General features: G+C 52.8%; 18 protein-coding genes. 10 read left to right on the top strand and 8 right to left on the bottom strand.

The features are described from left to right. Window positions 1-138 precede the first annotated feature (138 nt). The 5 genes from K3T83_RS18600 (at window position 139) to K3T83_RS18580 (ending at window position 4,343) form a co-directional block, all read left to right on the top strand. On the top strand, window positions 139-1,968 hold the full coding sequence (locus tag K3T83_RS18600; protein WP_220204455.1) for a serine/threonine protein kinase: 1,830 nt from the start codon (window positions 139-141) through the stop codon (window positions 1,966-1,968). 78 nt (window positions 1,969-2,046) lie between these two features. Further along, window positions 2,047-2,610: a DUF402 domain-containing protein gene (locus K3T83_RS18595; RefSeq protein ID WP_220204454.1), complete on the top strand. Its 564-nt coding sequence runs from the start codon at window positions 2,047-2,049 to the stop codon at window positions 2,608-2,610. Window positions 2,611-2,648: 38 nt separating this feature from the next. Further along, window positions 2,649-2,903 (top strand): hypothetical protein, encoded by a 255-nt coding sequence (locus K3T83_RS18590; RefSeq protein ID WP_220204453.1) that lies wholly within the window; start codon window positions 2,649-2,651, stop codon window positions 2,901-2,903. 139 nt (window positions 2,904-3,042) lie between these two features. Beyond that, window positions 3,043-3,474, top strand: coding sequence for an aspartate 1-decarboxylase (gene panD, locus K3T83_RS18585; RefSeq protein ID WP_220204452.1), 432 nt, complete (start codon window positions 3,043-3,045; stop codon window positions 3,472-3,474). A gap of 215 nt (window positions 3,475-3,689) precedes the next feature. Further along, window positions 3,690-4,343, top strand: coding sequence for a RecX family transcriptional regulator (locus K3T83_RS18580; protein ID WP_220204451.1), 654 nt, complete (start codon window positions 3,690-3,692; stop codon window positions 4,341-4,343). Between the two features lie 5 nt (window positions 4,344-4,348). Here the strand turns inward: K3T83_RS18580 and K3T83_RS18575 are convergent, their stop codons facing one another. Continuing rightward, window positions 4,349-6,436, bottom strand: a complete 2,088-nt coding sequence (locus K3T83_RS18575; RefSeq protein ID WP_220204450.1) for a serine/threonine protein kinase — start codon at window positions 6,434-6,436, stop codon at window positions 4,349-4,351. Between the two features lie 462 nt (window positions 6,437-6,898). On the opposite strand from K3T83_RS18575, the gene groES reads away from it, so the two are divergent. Beyond that, window positions 6,899-7,201 (top strand): co-chaperone GroES, encoded by a 303-nt coding sequence (gene groES / locus K3T83_RS18570; protein ID WP_220204449.1) that lies wholly within the window; start codon window positions 6,899-6,901, stop codon window positions 7,199-7,201. 122 nt (window positions 7,202-7,323) lie between these two features. Beyond that, window positions 7,324-8,964: a chaperonin GroEL gene (gene groL, locus K3T83_RS18565; protein ID WP_220204448.1), complete on the top strand. Its 1,641-nt coding sequence runs from the start codon at window positions 7,324-7,326 to the stop codon at window positions 8,962-8,964. Window positions 8,965-9,021: 57 nt separating this feature from the next. Here the strand turns inward: groL and K3T83_RS18560 are convergent, their stop codons facing one another. The 4 genes from K3T83_RS18560 to aspS all read right to left on the bottom strand — a co-directional run bounded on the left by K3T83_RS18560 (window position 9,022) and on the right by aspS (window position 13,553). After that, window positions 9,022-10,062: an aldo/keto reductase gene (locus tag K3T83_RS18560; RefSeq protein ID WP_220204447.1), complete on the bottom strand. Its 1,041-nt coding sequence runs from the start codon at window positions 10,060-10,062 to the stop codon at window positions 9,022-9,024. A 188-nt stretch (window positions 10,063-10,250) separates the two neighbouring features. Continuing rightward, a complete protein-coding gene (locus K3T83_RS18555) occupies window positions 10,251-10,817 on the bottom strand; it encodes a GNAT family N-acetyltransferase (RefSeq protein ID WP_220204446.1) in 567 nt (188 codons plus the stop codon). 82 nt (window positions 10,818-10,899) lie between these two features. Continuing rightward, a complete protein-coding gene (locus K3T83_RS18550) occupies window positions 10,900-12,150 on the bottom strand; it encodes an alpha/beta hydrolase (protein ID WP_220204445.1) in 1,251 nt (416 codons plus the stop codon). Window positions 12,151-12,245: 95 nt separating this feature from the next. Next, window positions 12,246-13,553 carry an aspartate--tRNA(Asn) ligase gene (aspS, locus tag K3T83_RS18545; protein ID WP_220204444.1) on the bottom strand — a complete coding sequence of 436 codons (1,308 nt, stop codon included), beginning with the start codon at window positions 13,551-13,553 and terminating at the stop codon, window positions 12,246-12,248. 616 nt (window positions 13,554-14,169) lie between these two features. On the opposite strand from aspS, the gene K3T83_RS18540 reads away from it, so the two are divergent. Both K3T83_RS18540 and K3T83_RS18535 read left to right on the top strand, forming a co-directional pair. Beyond that, window positions 14,170-14,628 (top strand): hypothetical protein, encoded by a 459-nt coding sequence (locus K3T83_RS18540; protein WP_220204443.1) that lies wholly within the window; start codon window positions 14,170-14,172, stop codon window positions 14,626-14,628. 146 nt (window positions 14,629-14,774) lie between these two features. Further along, the gene (locus tag K3T83_RS18535; protein ID WP_220204442.1) at window positions 14,775-15,713 is read left to right on the top strand and encodes a hypothetical protein; all 939 of its coding nucleotides are present in this window, start codon (window positions 14,775-14,777) and stop codon (window positions 15,711-15,713) included. Between the two features lie 54 nt (window positions 15,714-15,767). On the opposite strand, the gene K3T83_RS18530 is transcribed toward K3T83_RS18535, so the two are convergent. Continuing rightward, window positions 15,768-18,398, bottom strand: a complete 2,631-nt coding sequence (locus K3T83_RS18530) for an FAD-binding oxidoreductase (RefSeq protein ID WP_220204441.1) — start codon at window positions 18,396-18,398, stop codon at window positions 15,768-15,770. A 189-nt stretch (window positions 18,399-18,587) separates the two neighbouring features. Here K3T83_RS18530 and K3T83_RS18525 point away from each other — a divergent pair, with 189 nt between their 5' ends. Then, entirely contained in the window at window positions 18,588-18,806 is a 219-nt protein-coding gene (locus tag K3T83_RS18525) for a hypothetical protein (protein ID WP_220208379.1), read from the top strand. Between the two features lie 113 nt (window positions 18,807-18,919). Here the strand turns inward: K3T83_RS18525 and K3T83_RS18520 are convergent, their stop codons facing one another. Both K3T83_RS18520 and K3T83_RS18515 read right to left on the bottom strand, forming a co-directional pair. After that, window positions 18,920-19,840 carry a hypothetical protein gene (locus K3T83_RS18520; RefSeq protein ID WP_220204440.1) on the bottom strand — a complete coding sequence of 307 codons (921 nt, stop codon included), beginning with the start codon at window positions 19,838-19,840 and terminating at the stop codon, window positions 18,920-18,922. Window positions 19,841-19,941: 101 nt separating this feature from the next. Beyond that, window positions 19,942-21,129, bottom strand: coding sequence for a methyl-accepting chemotaxis protein (locus K3T83_RS18515; protein ID WP_220204439.1), 1,188 nt, complete (start codon window positions 21,127-21,129; stop codon window positions 19,942-19,944). Window positions 21,130-21,142 lie beyond the last annotated feature (13 nt).

The following is a 21,142-nucleotide window of genomic DNA, read 5'->3' as shown; positions in this document are numbered from 1 at the left end:
GACTCCGCTCTTCTATAATCAAAAAGTACACAAGAGCAACATTTGACGATCCTCAATGGTTTATATCTGTATGCGAGGCACAAGAGAAAACCTCACAACGATCTCGCAGGCGCATGTACAATATGGGAGTATCCACACATGAATGAGCAAAAAGCCAATGCCGTAGGGCAACAATTGGGCAAATATCGGTTGCAACGCTTGCTGGGTGTAGGAGGCTTTGCCGATGTATATCTGGGGGAACATTTGCATCTAGGAACGCTGGTCGCGATTAAAATCCTACGTACCAAGCTCACAAGCGAAGAAGTAGATGTATTTCATCAGGAGGCACGGCGGATTGCACGGCTTTCCCATCCGCATATCATACGTGTTTTTGACTTCGATGTTGCCAATATGACGCCATTTCTGGTCATGGACTATGCACCAGGTGGCACCCTCCGTCATCGTCATCCCAAAGGCTCTCAAGTCCCGCTCGCCTCTATTATTTCGTATGTCCACCAGATCGCCGATGCGCTTCAATATGCTCACGACCAGAAATTGGTGCATCGCGATATCAAGCCTGAAAATATGCTCATCGATCAGCGCGGCAATATTTTGCTCAGCGATTTCGGCGTTGCTGCGATCGCGCACAGCACCGAGTCCCAGACAATCGTAGAACTGGCGGGTACGCTTCCCTATATTGCTCCAGAGCAGCTCCAGGGCTTGCCGCGCCCGGCCAGCGATCAGTATTCTCTTGCCGTCGTCGTCTACGAGTGGATTACCGGATCGCGCCCCTTCCAGGGAACGTTTGCTGAGGTTATCAGCCAGCATATGGTCAGAACACCATCTCCCCTCTACGGTCACTTTCCCGAAATTACTCCCGGCATCGAAAATGTCATCTTCAAAGCTTTATCGAAAGAGCCGCACGACCGCTTTCCAAGCATACAGGACTTCGCCTATGCGCTCGAACAGGCATACCAGGAAAAGGTCTCCTTCAACTGGCAACCGCTCGGAGCAAATACCATCGCCAGCGATCCACTCACCATAAAAACACCGCCAGAGCAACAGGTAAACAACAACCAATACGAGATAGCCAATGCAGCAACAGAAATGGCTGTTTCCCGGACTCCCTCATCATCTCGCCCAACCATGACTCCATCCAGCTATTCCCCTATATCGGCGCACCAGCCAGGATCTTTCCCCCCATCAACGCCACCGGCACCTATGGGACCGCCGAAACGTCCTAAACAGCCCTGGAAGTTGCTAGCTATTGTTGTTCCTCTGTTTCTGATATTGATGGCAGGTGCGATATTACTTGATACTCAACCGGCGCTCCTGAGTAGAACGGTGTTCCAGAAGGCCACGCCAACGGCCAACGCTCAGGCAACCAGCATAGCAAGGGCAACGCAAACGGTTGTGGCCCAGCGCACAGCAGTTGCTCAGGCAACCACGCCAGAACAGTTGTATAGCGCCATTACCGGCATGACCCCAACTTTTAGCGATTCCCTCGCATCACAGAGCGCACGGGCCTGGGATAGCAATGGCAGCTGCGTTTTTGCCAACGGCCTCTATACTATCAGCTCCACAGCAGGCTTTTTCTCCCGATGCCTTGCCACAAAGACCAATATCTGTAACCTCGCCTATCAAGTTGAGATGACAATACTTAATGGCGACGGTGGCGGTGGCTTGATTTTCCGCCATGCCAATCAGGAATATCGCCTTCGCGTCGGTCCCGATGGCGGCTATGATCTTGTCAATGGTCTTGCAACTGTCACTAACGGGAGCAGCGACGCATTTCAACAGGGGCAAAATACTACCAATCTGCTCACCATTGTTGCGCAAGGCAGCAAAATTACTTTTTACATCAATTCGCACTTCGTCAAAAGCGTTACCGACACCGCCTCCAATTGTGGGCAGATTGGTTTATTTGCGGTAAACTTTAAAGGCCCAGGACAGAGCGCATTTAGCAATGCCAAATTGTGGTCGCTGTAGCTGCTTGTCTATGGCCGCGTTCGTTGGCTATACTATGCTTACACCTTCGCTCACTGTTCGCAAAGAAGGGGAACAGCTATGTTATTTGACACAACCATTCGGAAAGTGCTGGTAGATGGCAGTCAATGGGCCAGCTGGCACGGCTACCACCTGCCAGTCAGCGACGAGCATTTCGTGATCTGGACGCCCGCTGGCACCCAGATGGATTGGCGGCCCGGAACCTGGATCTCGCAAAAACATCAGTTAAGCTACTTCTGGCCCGACGCCTGGTACACCATCCATATCGGCTACGATCTCAGCGGCAACTTTCTGAGTGGCTATTGTGATGTCGTCCTGCCCTATTCCGACTACACCAACACAGCAGCCGAAATGATCTACACAGATCTCTATATTGATGTCGTCGTTCGTGAAGATTACAGCGTCTATACCAAAGACCAGGATGTCTTTCAGCGGGCAGCACAGCGTTACTCTATCGTCGAGCAGTCGCGCCAAAAATCTTTTGAAATGCTCAACTGGTTGGAAGAGCAGGCAAAACGTTGGACTGGTCCGTTCGCCATCGTCCCACGCTCACTGCCACGCACCGACTTTGAACAATTGACGCCAGAAGAGGCCGCCACCATCCTGCGAGAAGCGCCAATCTGACCCCTTCGGTCGTCATCGAATACAGGAACTTTCCCACTATGCTACCAGAGACGTTACAGACCCAACTCGCTCACCATAACATCACCGACTTTAGTGAGGTTGCCCTGCGTGAAGCCCTCGAAGCTCGAGTTCCCACCTATACGCTGATCCGGCTCGCCGATTGGCCCGCGCGCCGCTGGAAGTGCCGCTACCGTCTGATGATGGGCGACGGCATGTACGATGCCCAGAGCGTCCCGGAAGCCTACGCACGTGGCCTGCTGGCAGCGCTCACGTCCCCCGAGAAGAACACTTAGATAGGTAATATCTCACAGCCTGTTTCCCAATTACGGCCAGGTTGTTTCCAAACTCCCTTACCAGTCGTTACATACATGAAGGGGGAAATATCTCTTCGCCAAATTGATTACATACAGCAAGGAAAGGAACCATCAGCATATGCTCCGTACCATGTGCAAAGGGAAAATTCATCGTGCCACCGTCACTCAGGCCAATTTGAACTATATTGGCAGCATCACCATCGATCAGGATTTGCTGGACGCCGCGAACATTTACCCTTATGAGAAGGTTCAGGTAGTCAATATCAACAATGGTTCACGTCTGGAAACCTACACCATCGCTGGCGCACGCGGCTCCGGCGTCATCTGCCTCAACGGTGCCGCCGCTCGCCTGACCTCCGAGGGCGATCTTGTTATCATCATCAGCTACGCTCAATACACAGAAGAAGAGATCCGCTCACTCACACCGCAGATCGCTTTTGTCGATGAAAACAATCGCCTCGTCGAGAAAAAAGACGTTCCTTTGATCGAGATGCTACCGGACGCTATTGCAGAAGAACAAATAGAAAGCGAAGTTGTGTTGCTTCCATAACTTCGGGTAGTTCCTTCATTCGACCCCATCGGTTGAATGAATTACTACTTGCTCCCAGCCTACCAAACGTTTGTAAGGTTCCCTTTCCTCCCTATTCATGAAAATTTCCCTCCAAAACTCATCCATCAGACGACACATTACCGCAATCCCTGCCACCAAAAAGAATGCTCAAAAAGAAGATTTTGCTCCTGATAGTTTTATGATATAGTGTTCTCATGCGTATTACTTCACTACAAACACAGGCCACCAATACCGAACGCGTCAATATTTTCGCCGATGGACGCTTCTTGATGGGCGCTAACGCGCTGATCGTGCTGCAAATGGGCTTGCGGGTCGGGCAGGAGTTGACAGAAGAACAGCTGGAGCATCTACGCCACGAAGAAAGCTTGCAGCAAACCATTGATCGCGTCCTGAACTATCTCTCGTTCCGGCCACGCAGTCGTCAGGAGGTGCGCAATTATCTCCGGCGCAAAGAGACTCCACCAGAGATGATCGAAACGGTCCTCGCTCGTCTGGACCACCTGGATCTGATCAATGATCGCACCTTCGCAAGCTTCTGGGTCGAGACGCGTGAACAGTTCAATCCCAAAGGCTCGCACGCGCTCAAAAGCGAACTGCGCCAGAAGGGTGTGCAGCGCGAGATTGTGGATGAGATCGTTGACGATGAGCAGGATGAGGAGCGAGCCGAGCGTGCCGCACGCAAAAAAGCTACGTCGCTGCTGCATCAACCCGACCTGGATTACGCGACCTTCTATCGCCGTCTGGGTTCATTCCTGCAACGACGCGGCTTTGGCTACGACGTAACTTCACGCACCGTCAAAAAACTCTGGGAGGAGCTGCGTGAAGAGGCTGCCAACGATCTCGAATAACCTCATCATGCCTTTGGTAACTGCACTGTTGGCATATTCGTTGGCTCAACCTGTGTTACCTTGATCTGTCGCACGTCGCCCGGCATGCTATCACCAACAGTGACGGACACCACGAGCGATTTCGGATCAATACCCGTCTGCTTCTCAATAAAGGCGCGGGCATCCTTGAGCTTCATGCCCCTGACACGCTCCTGAATATTTTGCAGGTCCGAGGCCGTTAGCTGATATTTCGCCACACCAGCCGCCGGCACAGACAGCGTCAGCGCTCCACTGGTAGGATCGATACTCTTCACAACCGCCGTGCCAACCTGCGTAGAGGTATTAATTAGTTCGTATTTTGCCCCGGCTTGCTGCGTCAACAACTGACGAGCCAGCACCTGTATATCATTCGTGCTATAATAGTTCGCCGTTCCCTGCTCGGTCAGATTGACGGTAACGCTATCCGCTTTACTATTGACCGATGGGTTGTATGAGAACGAGTTAGGCACATCGGTAAATGTTGGATCGCCAAGCGCGGTGGCATTCTTCGCGTGCAACTGACTGTTGAGATCTTGCTTTAGCTGCGTCTTGAGATCCTGCTTTAACTCAACTCCGACTTTGTACACATCCTCGTTCGACACGACTTTCGAGCATTTCGAGGGGGGAAGGAAAATGGCACACACCAGATCGCTTCCCGTCGTTGGACCAGTCTTTGATCCTTGCCTGGTCAACGAAAGCTTACTCAGAGGAATAGAGGAGGTATTTGGATCGACGCTCGTAATATCCGTTCTGGCGGTCACGGTCAACACTTTGCTCACCGCCTTGACCTGCGGCGTCACCGTCACGCGACCAGTCACGGCTGTCTGGAACGCAAAGAGCGCCGTTGCCGCAATTAACAGCGCCACAATAACAATCGAGATCGGGACTAACGCCAGCAGAGAACGCTTTGAACGTCGCTGCTGAGATCTTGCGGGAGAGTGTGGATAGACAGCGTCGCGAGCCAATCGCTGAGATTTTCCGGTCGCGAATGCAGATGGATCGACCGATGCAGTAGGGGCGTTGTAATCATCATCATTAAATGTTTTGTTCGTAGATGATTGTGGCAACACCACCTCCGCTCGTGGATTGCTGTTCCCTTCAGACGCAGCATAATCGAGCAGACGATTCGTTGGAGAACGGCGCAGAGTGGGCGCGTCGCTTTTATCGCTCACTTCAGCAGCTTCAGCCACAACTGGCTGGGCGACCTGCTGCACGACTGCCTGGGCGACGAATTGCGCGGCAGTCTGCTTTTGTGAGGGAGCGTCGAGCACCTCACAGGCCTGTCTGAACGCCCGCAACAGATCATCGGCAGTGGCAAAACGCTGCTCGACCTGAACCGCCGTGCAGCGACGAATAATTCCTTCCAGTTGCAGCGGCAGGCGCACCTCTTCCCCTTTGCGAGGCAGTTGTCCCACAAGCATCTGATAGAGGATCACACCCAGCGAATAGATATCGTTACTGGGCGCAGCAATCCCATTGAGACGTTCGGGTGCCATGTAGACAACCGTTCCGATCTCAGTTCCGGCTTCCGTCAATGGAGGACTGGCAGCGGTGCCCTGGATCGAGGCAATACCAAAATCGATCAGGCGCACATAAATCTCATCGCCACCCTCTTCTTGATCGAGCATGATATTACTGGGCTTGAGATCGCGATGGATCACTCCACGTCGATGAATATAAGCAACGGCCTGCACCAGCGCCGTGAAGACATGCGAAACATCGGAAAGAGAGAGAGGACCATCCTGAAGACGACGGGCCAGCGTGCCTCCCTCAATATATGGAGTCACCAGGAAAAGACGCCCCTGCTCCTCACCAAACTCCACCAATGGCAGAATATGCTCATGTTTGATATGCGCGCTGACTTCGGCCTCTCGTAAAAAACGCTTACGTGCTGTGATGTCGTGAACGAGATCGGAGCGAATAATTTTTACCGCTACCTCGCGTCCAAAAGCTGTTCGCTGCCGCGCCAGATAGACCTCACCCATCCCGCCCATATCGATACGACGGACCAGATCATAATTCCCGAAGTGGCGCAAATTCTGTCCCTCAGAGACGATACCCTGTTGTTCTTTCATAAGACCGCGTTTTCCTTCATGCGCAAATTATACCATTAAACGCTCTGCCATGACGCAGCCATCTTACGCCTTGTATACACATTTTGATTATTTTAGGAGATACATAAGATCACAAACAATCAGCATGAGAGAGTATGATATGAATTCATGCTACAAGCAGTATAGCATCTCACAGTGAAGAAGTGAAGAGATTAACAAATATCCCTATAAGCGGCTTGAATAGCCTCTACCGTTGTCTCTTCTCTTGCTAAAAAGAACGGAGAGGTCTGTAATTTTTCGATGGTATTGAGACCATAGAAGTTTCGTGAATCAATTCATAAAATTTCCCCTCCGACTCTTGCACATCTCCATTGGATGGTGTATTATAATAGCCGGTTCGCACTCTCATGTTTAGAGTGCTAATTTGGTGGCACATCCAGTTAGCCTCTTGAAAATAGAGCACAAATTAGGGAGGAACGGAGTATGTCAACAGTGAGTGTCAAAATTCAACCACTGGGCGACCGCGTCGTTGTCAAAGCTATCGCCCGTGAAGCCGTCACGAAGAGCGGCATTGTTCTGCCAGATACAGCCAAAGAGAAGCCGCAAGAGGGCGAAGTCGTCGCCGCTGGCTCCGGCAAGGTTCTGGATAATGGCAAGCGCACCACCCTGGAGGTCCAGGTTGGACAGAAAGTTCTCTTTGCCAAATATGCTGGTACAGAGGTCAAGCTCGACGGCGAAGAATATTTGATCCTGCGCGAAAGCGACATTCTGGGTATCATTGAATAGCCTTTCTGAGCATCAACTAGTAACAGACCAGTAGTAGAATGAATTCGTGGCAATCCCCGTGTGGTTGTCCATGTTTGATGCAAGAATTGCTTTTTAGAACTGAAACATAGGAGTGATTTTTCGTGGCAAAACGTTTGCAGTTTGACGAAAAGGCACGCAACTCCCTGAAAAAGGGTATTGATGTGCTTGCTAATTCTGTGCGAGTAACACTTGGTCCAAAGGGCCGCAACGTGGTACTGGACAAGAAATTCGGTTCCCCTACGATTACCAATGACGGCGTGACCATCGCCCGCGATGTTGAGCTGCCCGATCCTTTTGAAAATATGGGCGCTCAACTGCTCAAAGAGGCCGCAACCAAAACCAACGATATCGCTGGTGACGGCACTACTACCGCAACCGTGTTGGCTCACGCGATCGTTACCGAAGGCTTGAAAAATCTGGCTGCCGGTGCCAATCCCATGATCCTGCGTCGTGGCCTGGACCTGGCAACCGAAGCTGCCATCGCTCAGATCAAGAGCATGAGCAAGCCGGTCGAGACCCGCGAGCAGATTGCTCAGGTCGCCTCCATCTCCGCTGCTGATCCCGAAATCGGCAACCTGATCGCCGAGGTTATGGAGAAGGTCGGCAAAGACGGTGTTATCACCGTTGAAGAGGGTCGCGGCATCACCACTGAGCGCGAGTATACCGAAGGTATGCAGTTTGATCGCGGCTTTATCTCCCCTTACATGGCAACCAACCAGGACCACACCGAGGCCGAACTCTCTGATCCCTTCATCCTCGTGACCGACAAAAAGATCAGCGCAATTGTTGATATCCTGCCTCTGCTTGAGCGCGTCTTGCAGAGTGGCCGCAAAGATCTGGTAATTATCGCTGAGGATATCGATGGCGAGGCGCTGGCAACTCTGGTTGTCAACAAAATGCGTGGTGCCTTCAATGTGCTTGGTGTCAAGGCTCCTGGCTTTGGCGACCGCCGCGATGCCATGTTAGAAGATATCGCTATTCTGACTGGCGCTCAGGTCATCACTGAGAAAAAAGGTCTCAAGCTGGAAAACACCCAGTTGGAGGATCTTGGCCGTGCTCGCACCGTGACCGCCAACAAAGAATTCACCACCATCGTTGAAGGTGCTGGTTCCACCGACGATATCCAGGCTCGCATCGCTCAGATCCGTGCTCTGATCGTCGATACCACCAGCGACTACGACCGCGAGAAGCTCCAGGAGCGCCTGGCGAAACTTGCCGGTGGCGTTGGCGTCATCAAAGTTGGTGCCGCAACCGAGGTCGAGCTGAAAGAGAAAAAGCATCGCGTAGAGGATGCGCTCTCAGCCACCCGCGCCGCTATCGAAGAGGGCATCATCCCCGGCGGTGGCTCGGCTCTGGTCGCTGCGATCTCCTCCCTGGATAACGTACAGGTAGCTTCGGGCGACGAGGCAACGGGTGTCAGCATCCTGCGCCGCGCTCTGGAAGAGCCTCTGCGCCAGATCGCTATCAACGCGGGTAAAGATGGCTCCGTGATCGTTGAAGGCGTGCGCCGCAGCAACTCCGGCTATGGCTTCAATGCTCTGACCAGCGAGTACGTTGATATGTTCCAGGCTGGCATCATCGATCCCGTCAAAGTGACCCGCTCCGCTCTGCAAAACGCAGTAAGCATCGCGAGCATGGTGCTTTCGACCGATACCCTGATCACCGATATCCCCGAAGAGGCTCCCGCAGCTCCCGCTGGCGGCATGCCCGGCGGCATGGGTGGCATGGGCGGAATGATGTAACCATCACAAACAAAAAAGGATCATGCTCGTTTCTGTCGAGCATGATCCTTTTTTCGCTTAACGGGTCGCAACCTCTGCCTTGCTAATCTTATCCTGCTCTTCTTCGGTCAGATGCCAACCAAGCGCTCCAGCATTTTCGCTTGCCTGGCGCACGTTCTTGGCCCCGGGAATAGGAATGATATGGGCATCCTGATGTATCAGCCAGTTCAGTGCTACCTGCGCGGTCGTCTTGCCGTTCGTCAGTGCAATCTGCTCCAACACAACAAACAACGGCTCCAACTTCTCCGGTCGCAGAGTACGAGGACCATCCAGTAAGCGTCGGGATACTGGCAGCACACCTTTGGTATCTCCAAACGGATCTATTCTCATACCCATAGAAGCAAGTAAGCGTCGTGAAGCTGGCAACGAGGCTCTCCCAAAGCGATATTTGCCGCTCAGAACCCCTTGCTCCAGAGGGCTATATGCGATCAAGGCAACTTCCAACTCACGACATGCATCCAACACTCCATTCGTTTCAGGATAGCGATGCAACAGACTATAATGTATCTGATTGGAGGCCAGAGGGATATTATAACGTGCCAATCGTGCGTGAGCCTGCCTCATCATTGCTGCACTGTAATTGCTCACCCCCACCGCACGCACTTTGCCAGCTTGTACCGCCTCTGCCAGTACATCCATCAACGCATCCACTTTGAGCAGGGGAGAGGGAAAGTGAATTTGATAAAGATCGATACATTCGATCCCCAGGCGTTCCAAACTCTGATCCAACGCTTTTAGCAAACTCCTGGCAGAAGCACGCTTGAGCGAAACTGGCGTCAGCGGTGGCGCAAACTTGCTGGCAATGGTAATAGGACGACCATCTTCACGATGACACTCCCCAAGTAAGCGCTCCGATTCTCCATCTCCATACATTTCGGCGGTATCAAAAAAGGTCAACCCGGCATCCAGACAGGTACGATACGTCTGCGCGATATCGTCGCGTGTATGCGTGCGACCATAATCCCAGAAGCGCTTATCGCCCCAACTCCATACGCCAATTCCTAGAGCCGGAACAACCAACTCTGAAGCACCCAGTTTACGTTGGCTCACCTCAATCATAGGTATCTCTCCGTCTTTCCATGACATTGCAAGCATTTCCAACAACATGTATAGATTGATTGTTCGGTCTGCGGTAAACAAAAATAACTGATGATCTGAATCAGATACTTATTTTTACAAATCTTATCCAGACCGAACGTTCATTCTATTTATAACATAGGCTTCCCTTGTTTGCAAGAGTTTGAGAGTTAGTGGGCACGTGCTTCGAGGTCCAGCCCCATAATGACCATTGGTCTGGTGCGACCGGGGAAGTAGAAATCTTGCAGCAGCGGCACCCACCCGCGCTTGCGATAGAGATACATCGCATTAGTATCGCCAGGATAGGTGGAGAGCACTGCCGTACTATATGTATCGACAGGCAAACTATCCATTAAGGCATCATGCAGGCGACCTCCAATACCCTGTCCATGCCATGCGGGAGCAACGGCGAACTCCACAACTTCATAGGCATTCGTAAACCAGATCTCGATGGCATGCTTGCTCAATGCACGCGAGACGGTATCAAACCACCAGAAGCCCGGACGCGATGTAAAACCATAAATAAAACCGACAATTTGCTGCGTTGTATCATCCTGAGCAACCAGACAACGAAATCCTTCGCGAGTTCGATGAACCTCTAACATTTCCATCAATCTCTCTGCGTTCTCATAGAGATTCAGCGTCGTAAATGCTTCTTGATATACTTCACCAATTTGCCTCTGCAACGTTGTATCCGCAAGTTGTTGCGCTGAGAGATCGTGAATCTGTATAGCCATACAATAGATTCCTCCCGAACTGGTAAAACCTTATAATCTGACCACATCTGTTCTCTCTCATTATTTTAGCATGCTCTGCTCTCTATTCATGCTTCCCGATCAGTATTTTCAGCGCATCGGCCACCGGAGCCGCTCCCCATAATAAATCATGCCCACCGGGATACTCGGCATAATGCACCTCATACCCCAACTCACGCAGCACATCGCGCATCATTCTGTTGCTTTCAAGAGCATTAGGACCACCATCGGGCGAGCCAAATCCCATCTCGTCGCGTTCAAGCATGCCAACATCGAGATAAAAGCGCTGGGCGGTTGCGAAACGCTGCCTGAAGGCCTGCCCCAAACGATGATAGGCTCGCTCAGTGGGAGGACCAGCCTGGAATGAACCGGTATGGCTATAGATATTGCCAAATATTTCGGGATACCGCAAACCGCTATACATGGCTGCAATACCTCCCATACTTGCCCCGACAACCGTTGTTTGTGCCGGATCGCGGCTCACAGCATAACGCTCCCAGATCCAGGGCAGCAATTCCTGACCAACACACGTAAAGAATGGCTCGTAGAAGCCCATCTCATGCATGCGATCCTCGCGCCGTGTATGCCCAAACAGCGCCGCTACCAGTGGCGGTATAGCACCACCGGCAATCAGATTATCAAGTATAACTTGCAGGGGAATCACATGCGTATAGGTCCATTCATCGAAGAAAAGCAGGAGGGGATATGGTCCGCCGTCACCGCAGCGATAACCAGGAGGAGTATAGATCGAGAGGCTATAGTCGTGACCCACAATAGCACTGGTAAAAGATTGCGTTTGCAGATGGCCTTGTGGTATCCCAGGCCGTCGCAGACTCCAGCGATCGTCCGGTGTTGCATCTGGTAGCTCCACGATAGCAAGCTGCATCTCCTTCCCACCATAGACGCTCACCGGGTCTGCTGGCACAAATAGAGCAAGCGGACTCAAATAGTCGGAAACTGGCTCTCCATTAAGGAAAAAGTGGTAGGTAGCTCGCACCTGAGAAGGCAAACGGTACGTTCTATACCAGATGTCGCTACCATCCAAATGGAATAGAGGGTGAGCCATACGACGGCTATTTAAGATGCCTCCCAGCGCACAGGTCAACTCGCCTGGCTCCCAGTCTGTAGGATCACCCCAGAGCAACGTCACAAGATACTCTTTTTTGCCAACCTGCTCATCAGGCTGCTCAACAAGCGGTGTTCCCTGCACGAAAACTTGCTCCCAGAAAGCTTGCAGGGCTGACTCGCCGCCCTCCTTCAATTGCTCTTGCAATGTAATGAGCCGGGGACTCCAGAGGCCGTTTAATGCTTCCATATATGCACCCTCATTACCCGTAATACACCAATGGGCAAAAAAGGAGATAGAAGCTTTCCTCCTATCTCCTTTTTATTGTATCAAAAACTCTGTCTTTAAGGCACGAGACGCATAATGTCACGCGGGAATGCAGTGGTCAACCGTACGTTTGGCACACCCAACAATTGCATCAGCAGGCGCTCGGAGCCAATGGCAAAACCTCCATGTGGTGGCATGCCATAGCGAAAAGCTTCCAGGTAATAGGCGAACGGCTCCATTGGCAGATGCGCTTTCTCCAGCGCCGCGACATAATCCTCATAGCGATGGAGCCGCTGCCCACCTGTGACCAGTTCTGTTCCACGAAACAGCAGGTCGAACGAGTTGGAGTACTCGGGCCGCTCAGGGTCAGGATAGGTGTAAAATGGTCGCTTGCGCATAGGATAGCCCGTCACATACAGGAAATCGCTGCCATATTCCTGTTGTGCCCATTGTCCCAGCCAGCGCTCATCTTGCGGCGACAGGTCCGGCTCGCCGCGCACATCAACTCCATGTGTGCGATAAATCCACTCCTGCGCCTCCGCAAAATGAACATGCGGGATCTGCTCTGGCACAATCGGCATCGCGACGCGCAGCAACTCCAACTCTGCCTCGTACTGCTCGTGCAGCGTATCAAGGATGCTCGCCAGCACGTCCCGCAACACGGCCATAATCGTAAAGTGGTTCTCGATAAAGCCCATCTCCATATCAAGGCTGACATACTCGTTCAGGTGACGCGCCGTATCATGCTCTTCCGCACGAAAGACGGGACCAACCTCATAGACACGCTCAAACACTCCGACCATAATCTGCTTGTAAAATTGTGGACTCTGCGCCAGGTACGCTGGACGCCCGAAGTAGTCGAGTTGGAAGACGTTGGCCCCGCTTTCGGTGGCTGCTGCAACGATCTTGGGCGTCGCTATCTCGGTAAAGCCGCGCCCGTCCAATACCCGACGAAAGCCGCTCATCACGCCGGACGCCAGCCGTAACACTGCTCGCCGCGATGGGTGGCGGTCGGTAATCGGCGCGTGATCCAGCAAAGTGCTGAGGCCAGTCGTCAGTTTGCGCTTGTTGAGCGGAACGGGCGGCGCTTCCCTGACGGGAGTAATCACCTCAATGTGCAAATCGTGCAGTTCTGCTCCTCCGGGAGCCTGAACCTCCTTCACAACGCGCCCCTCAACGGCAATAATGCTCTCAAAAGTTGCCCCGCTTTCGACGAGTGGGGCGATCTCTTCTGAGGTTTCAGCGACCGCCTGAATGGTGCCCCAGCCATCCCGAATAACAAGAAAGTGAATGCCGCCCATCTGACGCCACGAATGCAACCAGCCAGCAATGCGCACCTGCTCACCAGTATGTGTTGGAATAGCTGTTGTACGAATACGTTCCATAGAAAGATCCTCTCCTGATATCTGCTTGTAAGACTATCAACATATGAAACGGACCTGCCACGTTTGCGAGAAGGAAGTACACCAGGCAGGTCCGTCATGACTACATGTCGTGCAGATGTCAGATGTCTTCCCTCAGATTATTATCGTCTCCGTCGTTATCCATAGCGTCTCTTCCTTCCTGGACTGGTTGACGCACAATACAAAAAGCCCTCGTCCCCTATATATTGGAGGACGAGGGCGAAATTTCATCTTTGCGCCAATCGTGGTACCACCACCATTTGCTCCTTGCGGAGCCTCTGTCGGTTCATTCTTGCTAATAAACCGCCGCATGCTAACGGATGCGAACCGAACAACCAGCTACTCTCTCATATGCAAAATTTCGCCGGTTTAGCTCAAGGGTGTTATCAAGCAGGGCCAACAACGATGCTTACAGCAAGCGCATCGCTCTCTGGATGCCGAACAGCTACTCGACCTGTCCCTATCACAGCTTTTTGACATGTTATTTTCTATGCATTATAACATAAGTATTGCTGGCAGGTCAAGCACCCCGGGCGACGCAAGGGTGCAAAAATATGACAGCCGTTCTACGTCTGTCATCTGACGTAAGGAGAAAAAGATGCAAGATCGCCGTAAGCTTTTCTGGTACTCGGTCCCTGTCATAGCGGCTCTATTGATGCTGCTTGGCCTGCTCTGGTATCTGGGCGTACCCTGGGCTGCCAATAGCTTCGGCTTTGCGCTGCCCGGCTCCGGTGGGCTTCCCGCTCGCATCTACTACAATGGTCAGACATACACCAATCCCGCCACCTGCGCACGCGAGGGCTGGTGCGAACATCAACAATCCGCTCCTCTCTGCCACTCGTTGACAGAAGTGCAGCAGCGCAATCTCTGGCCGCTTGTCCAGGTCGGCACAATCTCCACTCTGTTCTCTTCGCCCTATCCCCTGATGCTTCCTCGCGTGAGCCTGTCTGCCACTCCCCCGCCACTAGTCATAGTACCTTTGGATAGTAACTGCTACGTCTACTACACGCTGGCAACTGGCTCTAATGCTGGCTCCAACGCTCACTCCAACGTCTAACATATCTTCTTGTTTCCCGCAATAGGGTCAGTTTGTCCTCACACCGGCACCATATTGTTGACAACATAGTACAGCTATGTTAAGACAGAACCATTCAATACCCTCAAGAGAGAAGGAGAATAGATCATTATCAAGGAGTTAGAAATATGCAATCTGGAGTACCCTCAGGTCAACCTCGCCCTAAGAAGAAGCTATCCACTATACTGCTTCTTATCGCACTGATCGTCTTTATCATCGGTATACCCGGATATATTCTTTCCGCGCGCAATTATGCAGATCATTATTCCTTTATCGCAGAAAACGGCAAAACGCTCAAGATAACTGCGGCACGTGGCGAGACAGTTACGATTGCAATACAGGTCAGCGGCACTATTGCCGGCTATTGGGCTACTGATGGTATTCAGCTCACACTCAATGGCGTCAATACACCGCTAACGATCGTTGCCCCAAAGGAACGGACCTGGGGTTCTACGATTAGCACTAAATTGAGCGCGACCGACGAGACGGCTACGGTTAGTGGCAATTTTACAGTCCCCTCGTCAATCGGTGGTCCAGAACAGCGTACGATCTCTGGCACACTCAGCGGCACCATCTCTTATCCATCAGGGGGCTTCATGTTCTCAACAAAAACGTACGATGTAAATGTACCGGTTCAGCTCCAACTGGAACCGCAGAGCAGCACCTTCTGGTCCGGTGGGCGAATTTTCTTCACGGCTTCTGCTGGTCTCGAAATTCTGTGTGGCATACTGCTGGCGCTGCTGGCTGTGTGGGCGCTGCTACGAACCCTCTTTGGGAAGCATACAGCCCCGGATAGCCGCGACGGTTCCCAGATTTTTAAAGATTGGCTCTGGGGATTAGGAGGTGGTATCTTCTCCGGGGGTGTCTGTAGTGGACTGCTTGCGGCTCTGCTCCTGGGAGCTGGCACGGGCGGATTTTCGGCCCCTCCCGACGATATTAACGAAATAGGCCTGCTCATCTGTGGTATCATCGCACTCACCGTCTTCCTGGCCGTACTCAAAACGATGATCACTGACGACAAAAAGCCAGCAACCACCAAACCACAGGTGCCTGCTGGCGTGAGGTAAAAATCGATAATGCTCATGATGTCGTCATTGCGCAATGACGACATCATGATGTTTTTAAGATTGCAAGAAGCGCTCAGGCGAAACGAGAATGCCGCGTGAGTCCCAACGCCGCTTGAGCGCCTTCATTACATCGATGCCCTGGGGCGTATATCCCCAACGATCCAACTTGTCGGCCATCTCGCCAGGGGCATCCATCACCACTGCATAGCCTTCCAGCCTCAGCGCGGGGGCTCTCAATGCCTTGAGCGCCTGTTGCGCCTCCTCGAATGTTTCGGGCTGCTGGACCGCATAGACAAAGCCGCTACTCAGATCTGCCAGAAAGCTACCCGCATCAAGCGTGACTGACTGATCCTGGATATATGCTGGCAACTCGCGGGCCGGAACACCAACACGCACCTGCAAAGATCCGGCGGTACTGCTCAACAGCTCAGTCCAGATGTCGGTCGCTCCCAGATCATCGACCTCCACAGGATCGGGACAGCCAAGCACGTGAAGCGCCTGCCGCACCTGCTCCAGCTCTGCCAGAACATCCTCTGTCAACCCCTCGGCAGTATAAGCCAGCACATACGCGCTCTCATGCAGATTGGTCGGGATATTCGCGCCCCAATATCCCTTACACAGCACGATGCCTGACGCAACCAGCGCAAGAGGCAACACCTGCCTGGCCCAGATCAATCCGTGCCGCAGATCATCCACCGGAACGAGCAGCGTTCGTCGCGTGCGTGGCTTCACAACAACCTTGAGCGCCACCTCACCAATAAAGCCAAGCGTGCCATGCGAGCCAATCAACGCCTTGCTCAAATCATAACCCGCGACATTTTTGACGATGGGCCGCCCCGTCCGAATCACGCGACCATCGGCCAGCGCCACCTGGGTAGACAACACCAGATCACGCAGCGCACCGTACCTCATACGTAAGGGAGCGTTGACGTTTGCCGCGATGAGGCCACCAATCGTTGCCTCCGGCCAGGGAGAGGCCAGCGCCAGTTGCCTGCCATCTTGCGCGAGAAATTCCTGCACCTCCTGAAGTGGCGTCCCGGCACCAATAATGATATACATATCGTCGGGCGCATAGGTGCTCACTCCCCGCAAAGCCTCCGCGCTCATCCTCACGGCATCCCCTACCGACCGTTGCGCGTTGCTAATAACGACGCAGCGATCCTCTTGCGTTAAGGCCAGCAGCCCCTGAGCAGCCTCTTCCAGTGAGGCAGGCACAAAGGTTTCACCTTGAGGAGCTATCTCGGAAACGGCAGAACCATTAGCATGTGATGAATAGCCTGCAAAAGGGCCGTCCTCGCCCTTTTCGGGAGGCGGGAAGACCTTGCCGGGATTGAGCAGATTGTGTGGATCAAACGCCTGCTTGACATCCCACATCGCCATCAGTTCAATAGGATTATGCATCAGCGACATGTATTCGCGCTTCTCAATGCCCACACCATGCTCACCGGTCAGGCTCCCGCCCTTCTCGATGCAGCACTGCACGATCTCTCTTCCCGCCGTCAGAATGCGCCGCATCAGATCAGGGTTATCGGGTTCGGGAATCAGCAGCATAGGGTGCAGGTTGCCATCGCCGGCATGCATCACATGGCCGGTGCGTATATTCTGCTGCTCACAGATAGCATCGACCTCCACCAGCATCTCGGTCAAGCGGCTGCGCGGCACCGTAATATCAACGGTATAATAGGCGGGGGCGAGACGCGTAATGCCGCCCGCCATACTCTTGCGTGCCAGCCAGATGCGGTAGCGCTCCTCTTCATTATGAGCAAAGCGCATCTCGCGTACGGCATGTTTGCGCAAAATTTGAGCAATCTCATCGATCTGGCGATCCAGGCTCTCAGGATAACCATCAACCTCAATAATCAGGATCGCGCCCGCATCCAGTGGCAGGCCCGCCTGAGCATATGGCTCGATCATGCGTGTGATCTTCTGATCCATCATCTCCATCGTTGCAGGCACCAGCCCGGCGGCAATTACGGCGGAAACAGCCTCGCCAGCCTGTTCAGGCGTATCGAAGATAGCCAGCATGGTCCTGACTCCCGGAGGATTGCGTCGTAAGCGCACAGCAATCGAGGTGATTAGCGCCAGCATGCCCTCGCTGCCCGTGATCAGTCCGCACAGATCATATTCGGGATAATCCAGAGCACGGCCTCCCACACGCATTTTATGGCCATCCGCCAGCACAACATCCAGACCGGTAACATAGTTTGTGGTGACGCCATATTTAAAGCAGTGGGGACCACCGGAGTTCTCCGCGACGTTGCCACCAATCGTCGAGGCTCGCTGACTGGAGGGATCGGGCGGAAAATACAGGTTATCCTCTCTAGCACGCTCATCCAGGCGCAAATTAATCAGGGCGGGCTGCACTAGCACGCTGCGGCCCGGCACATCAAAATCGAGAATGCCATTCATACGCGCAAAATCCACCACGACGCCACCACGATCAGCCACAGCGCCGCCAGAGAGCCCCGTACCTGCCCCACGCGCCACCAGGGGAACAGCATGCTTAGCCGCCCAGCGCATGATGTGTGCGACATCATCGGCATGGCGAGGAAAAACGACGCCCTCCGGTATCCCTTTATCAATGCCTGCATCTGCCTCGTAAGCGAGCAACGCCGATCTATCGACAAATACCTGACCCTTCGGCAAAAGCGCCATCAACGAACGCCGTGCAGTCTCCTTTAACATGACCTGTCCCTTCTTCCTGACATATGAACCGGGTGAAAAGAATAGATATGAGCGATCTCTGCAAATATCCTACCACACTCCACAAACCAGGCTGCGAAGACTTGCATTTTGGACCCACCAGGGGGTATAAGTTTTGAGAGAAGGTCTCAAGTACATTTGACCAGTCTTTTTTGAAAGGAAATAAGTAGTATGACCAGTTTTGCCCAGGACATCAAGCCGCTATTTCGTGAGTTTGATCGGGATGAGATGGAGTTTGTGTTTGATCTGTGGAACTACAACGATGTACGCACACACGCCGACGATATCATTGCGCGCATCGAAGATGGCAGCATGCCCTGCGATGAAGAATGGCCAGAAGAACGTATCGCCCTGTTCCATCAGTGGATCGACGAGGGTACGCCTGCCTGAACATCCTTCCAGAATATGTAATTGGTGAATCCACGAAGATTTCGTGGATTCACCAATCATTATGCTTCTTCATACTGATAATAACGCTCATAAATGGAAATGATGGCACATTCTCAGACGGGATTGGGGACAGCAAAGGCCACATCGCCGTCTCCCCACCCGGAAACCTGCCAGCCCGTGCCAGATCCGCCAGCCTGAGTCACCATATCTACCAACAAAACCGTGCGCTGTGAGTCCAGGCCGAGCGTCTGGCCGTTTCTCTCAATCGAAAGGTGATAAGAAACAAGCATCCAGACATAGAGATGTTTATCGCTATATCGCGCGCTCAGCAGACTTGGAACCGTCACCTGTGCCGTCTGCTTCAAGTTCTGCTTCTGAATGACTGCGCGCCACAAAGGGTCCATCCGATTATCGGCCTTGCTTCCAGGCAGGCGACCATAAAAGCGCAGTTTTGCGCCGGAAGAGAACATCGCCGTGCTGGCCTCTAACGTTCTGAAATCATTGGCATCAATAGTCTCATACGTTGCCACAAAAGATGCTGCACACGCCTGCACATTCCCAAAATCTTGCTGCGTGTGCCCGGAGTTCAACCACTCCGACGGCAACATAGGCGTTGGAGTCGGAGTCGGCGCGACCTTTTTACCTTTACCGGGCGCAGGAGTCGGAGCAGTGGAAGCATAGTTCATATTCTGTGGAGTCGCCGTACATTCTCCTCCTGGCATCGTCGGGAGAGGGGTCGGGGTCGGACGAACCGCAACCGGTGTCGGAGTCGCCGCTGGATTAACAAAGTTTGTTGGCAGAAAATTGGTCGCCAACGGAACGGCTCCCAGACTACCCAGACAGACAATCGCAAGCAACAACAGCACGATCCTCAACGTATGTATCGCCTGCTGACCAGAGCCGGAAGGCGACGGAGGCGGAAACACGTCGTAGTGATTGTTCTGCTGGTTGCCATTGCCATCAGAAGCATACACGGTGGGCGGCTCTTGATATGTTTGCACCTGTTCGCGGTTGCCAGTTGAATGTATCGACATAGATATTCCCTTTTTCACAATCCACTCGCAGACCTGTTGTTTCTCTGTCTGTCACCAGCGGAACGTGGTCAAAAGAAAAAGATAAGCCAGATGATGCCTTACTAATTTCTGTCCGTTCCGGTATGCCTGCTGAGTAGCTCCATGCGCTTCATCTTCGATGTGGGAGTGGGACCTGTATATTCAAACTCGTCGCCTTCCTGCCCAATCTGTCCGTTCTCTACCAACTGAAACGATGCCACTGAACTACGCCACTGCTCAGCCAGAGTTACGAGCGAGCCGACCCGTTCGGCGGTACTCAATACCTGCGTGCTGGACTCATGGATGCGCTGAGCAAAAACGTAGAGACCCTCGATCATCGATTCCGCTAGCGTGACATGCTCCTGCGTAGCGTTTAACGCACTTTCCAGCATCCTGGCCTGCCGCTGCGTATCAGTATCCAACTGGTCCAATAGCCGATCGGTATGCGGGCTAGAATCCATGATCCTGATCCCACGCGCTCCGTTCTCACCATAGCCGCGCTCCCCTTGAAGGTGCGACTGCGTTCCCTGCACCAGATCAACGCTCAACTGCAAGATATCACCAAGCCGCTGAATAAAAGCCACCAGCTTCTCCACCGTCTCTGTCGTCTCGGCAATACGCAACATATGTGTTTCCGATGATTGTGCCAGCTCGATAGAGCGCTCTATCAAGTCACGCGTCACCGTAATGACCTGGTTGGAAGAATAGCGAGTCCATTTAATATGCTGAGCGAGTTCTTCTACTAAATAATTACAAACATCTGCAATAATACCGAGATCGCCCGCAAATATCGTCGCTTTGACCCGCAGATCGCCATCCATCACAGGAGATATTTCGCGTAAAAACTGCTGCAATTGACTACTGAGTTGAGGTTCCTCTTTCTTTTGAGTCGTGACCGGTTCACTCACCTGCTGCTTGATCGTATCGAGAAGTGAGTTGATCGTTCGGGCAAGAGTAGCAAGCTCGTTATCCTTCTGAACCACCGCCCGCACATCTTTCTTGCCAGCCATAAAATGACGACAAACCATAATAATATCGGCAAACTGATCTTTCAGCGCTCGCTGCATCTGCCAGAGCAGCGCCAGCTCGCACCCCGCCGTTATTACCGCACACAGAACGCACACAAGCACAAAGAGCAGCGGGTTTGCGCGCATAACTTGCAAGGTACCAATCACCGCGACGACGAGAATGACCGCCGCCGGTATAAGCGATGCAACCAGCAATTCAAGATAGAGCAGCGACGTAAATTGCATGCTGAGCTTCTGATTCATACCATATTACTAC

Source organism: Reticulibacter mediterranei (genome assembly GCF_016587455.1).
The sequence above is the reverse complement of the archived record's forward strand: the minus strand, read 5'-3'. Positions and strand labels throughout refer to the sequence as shown.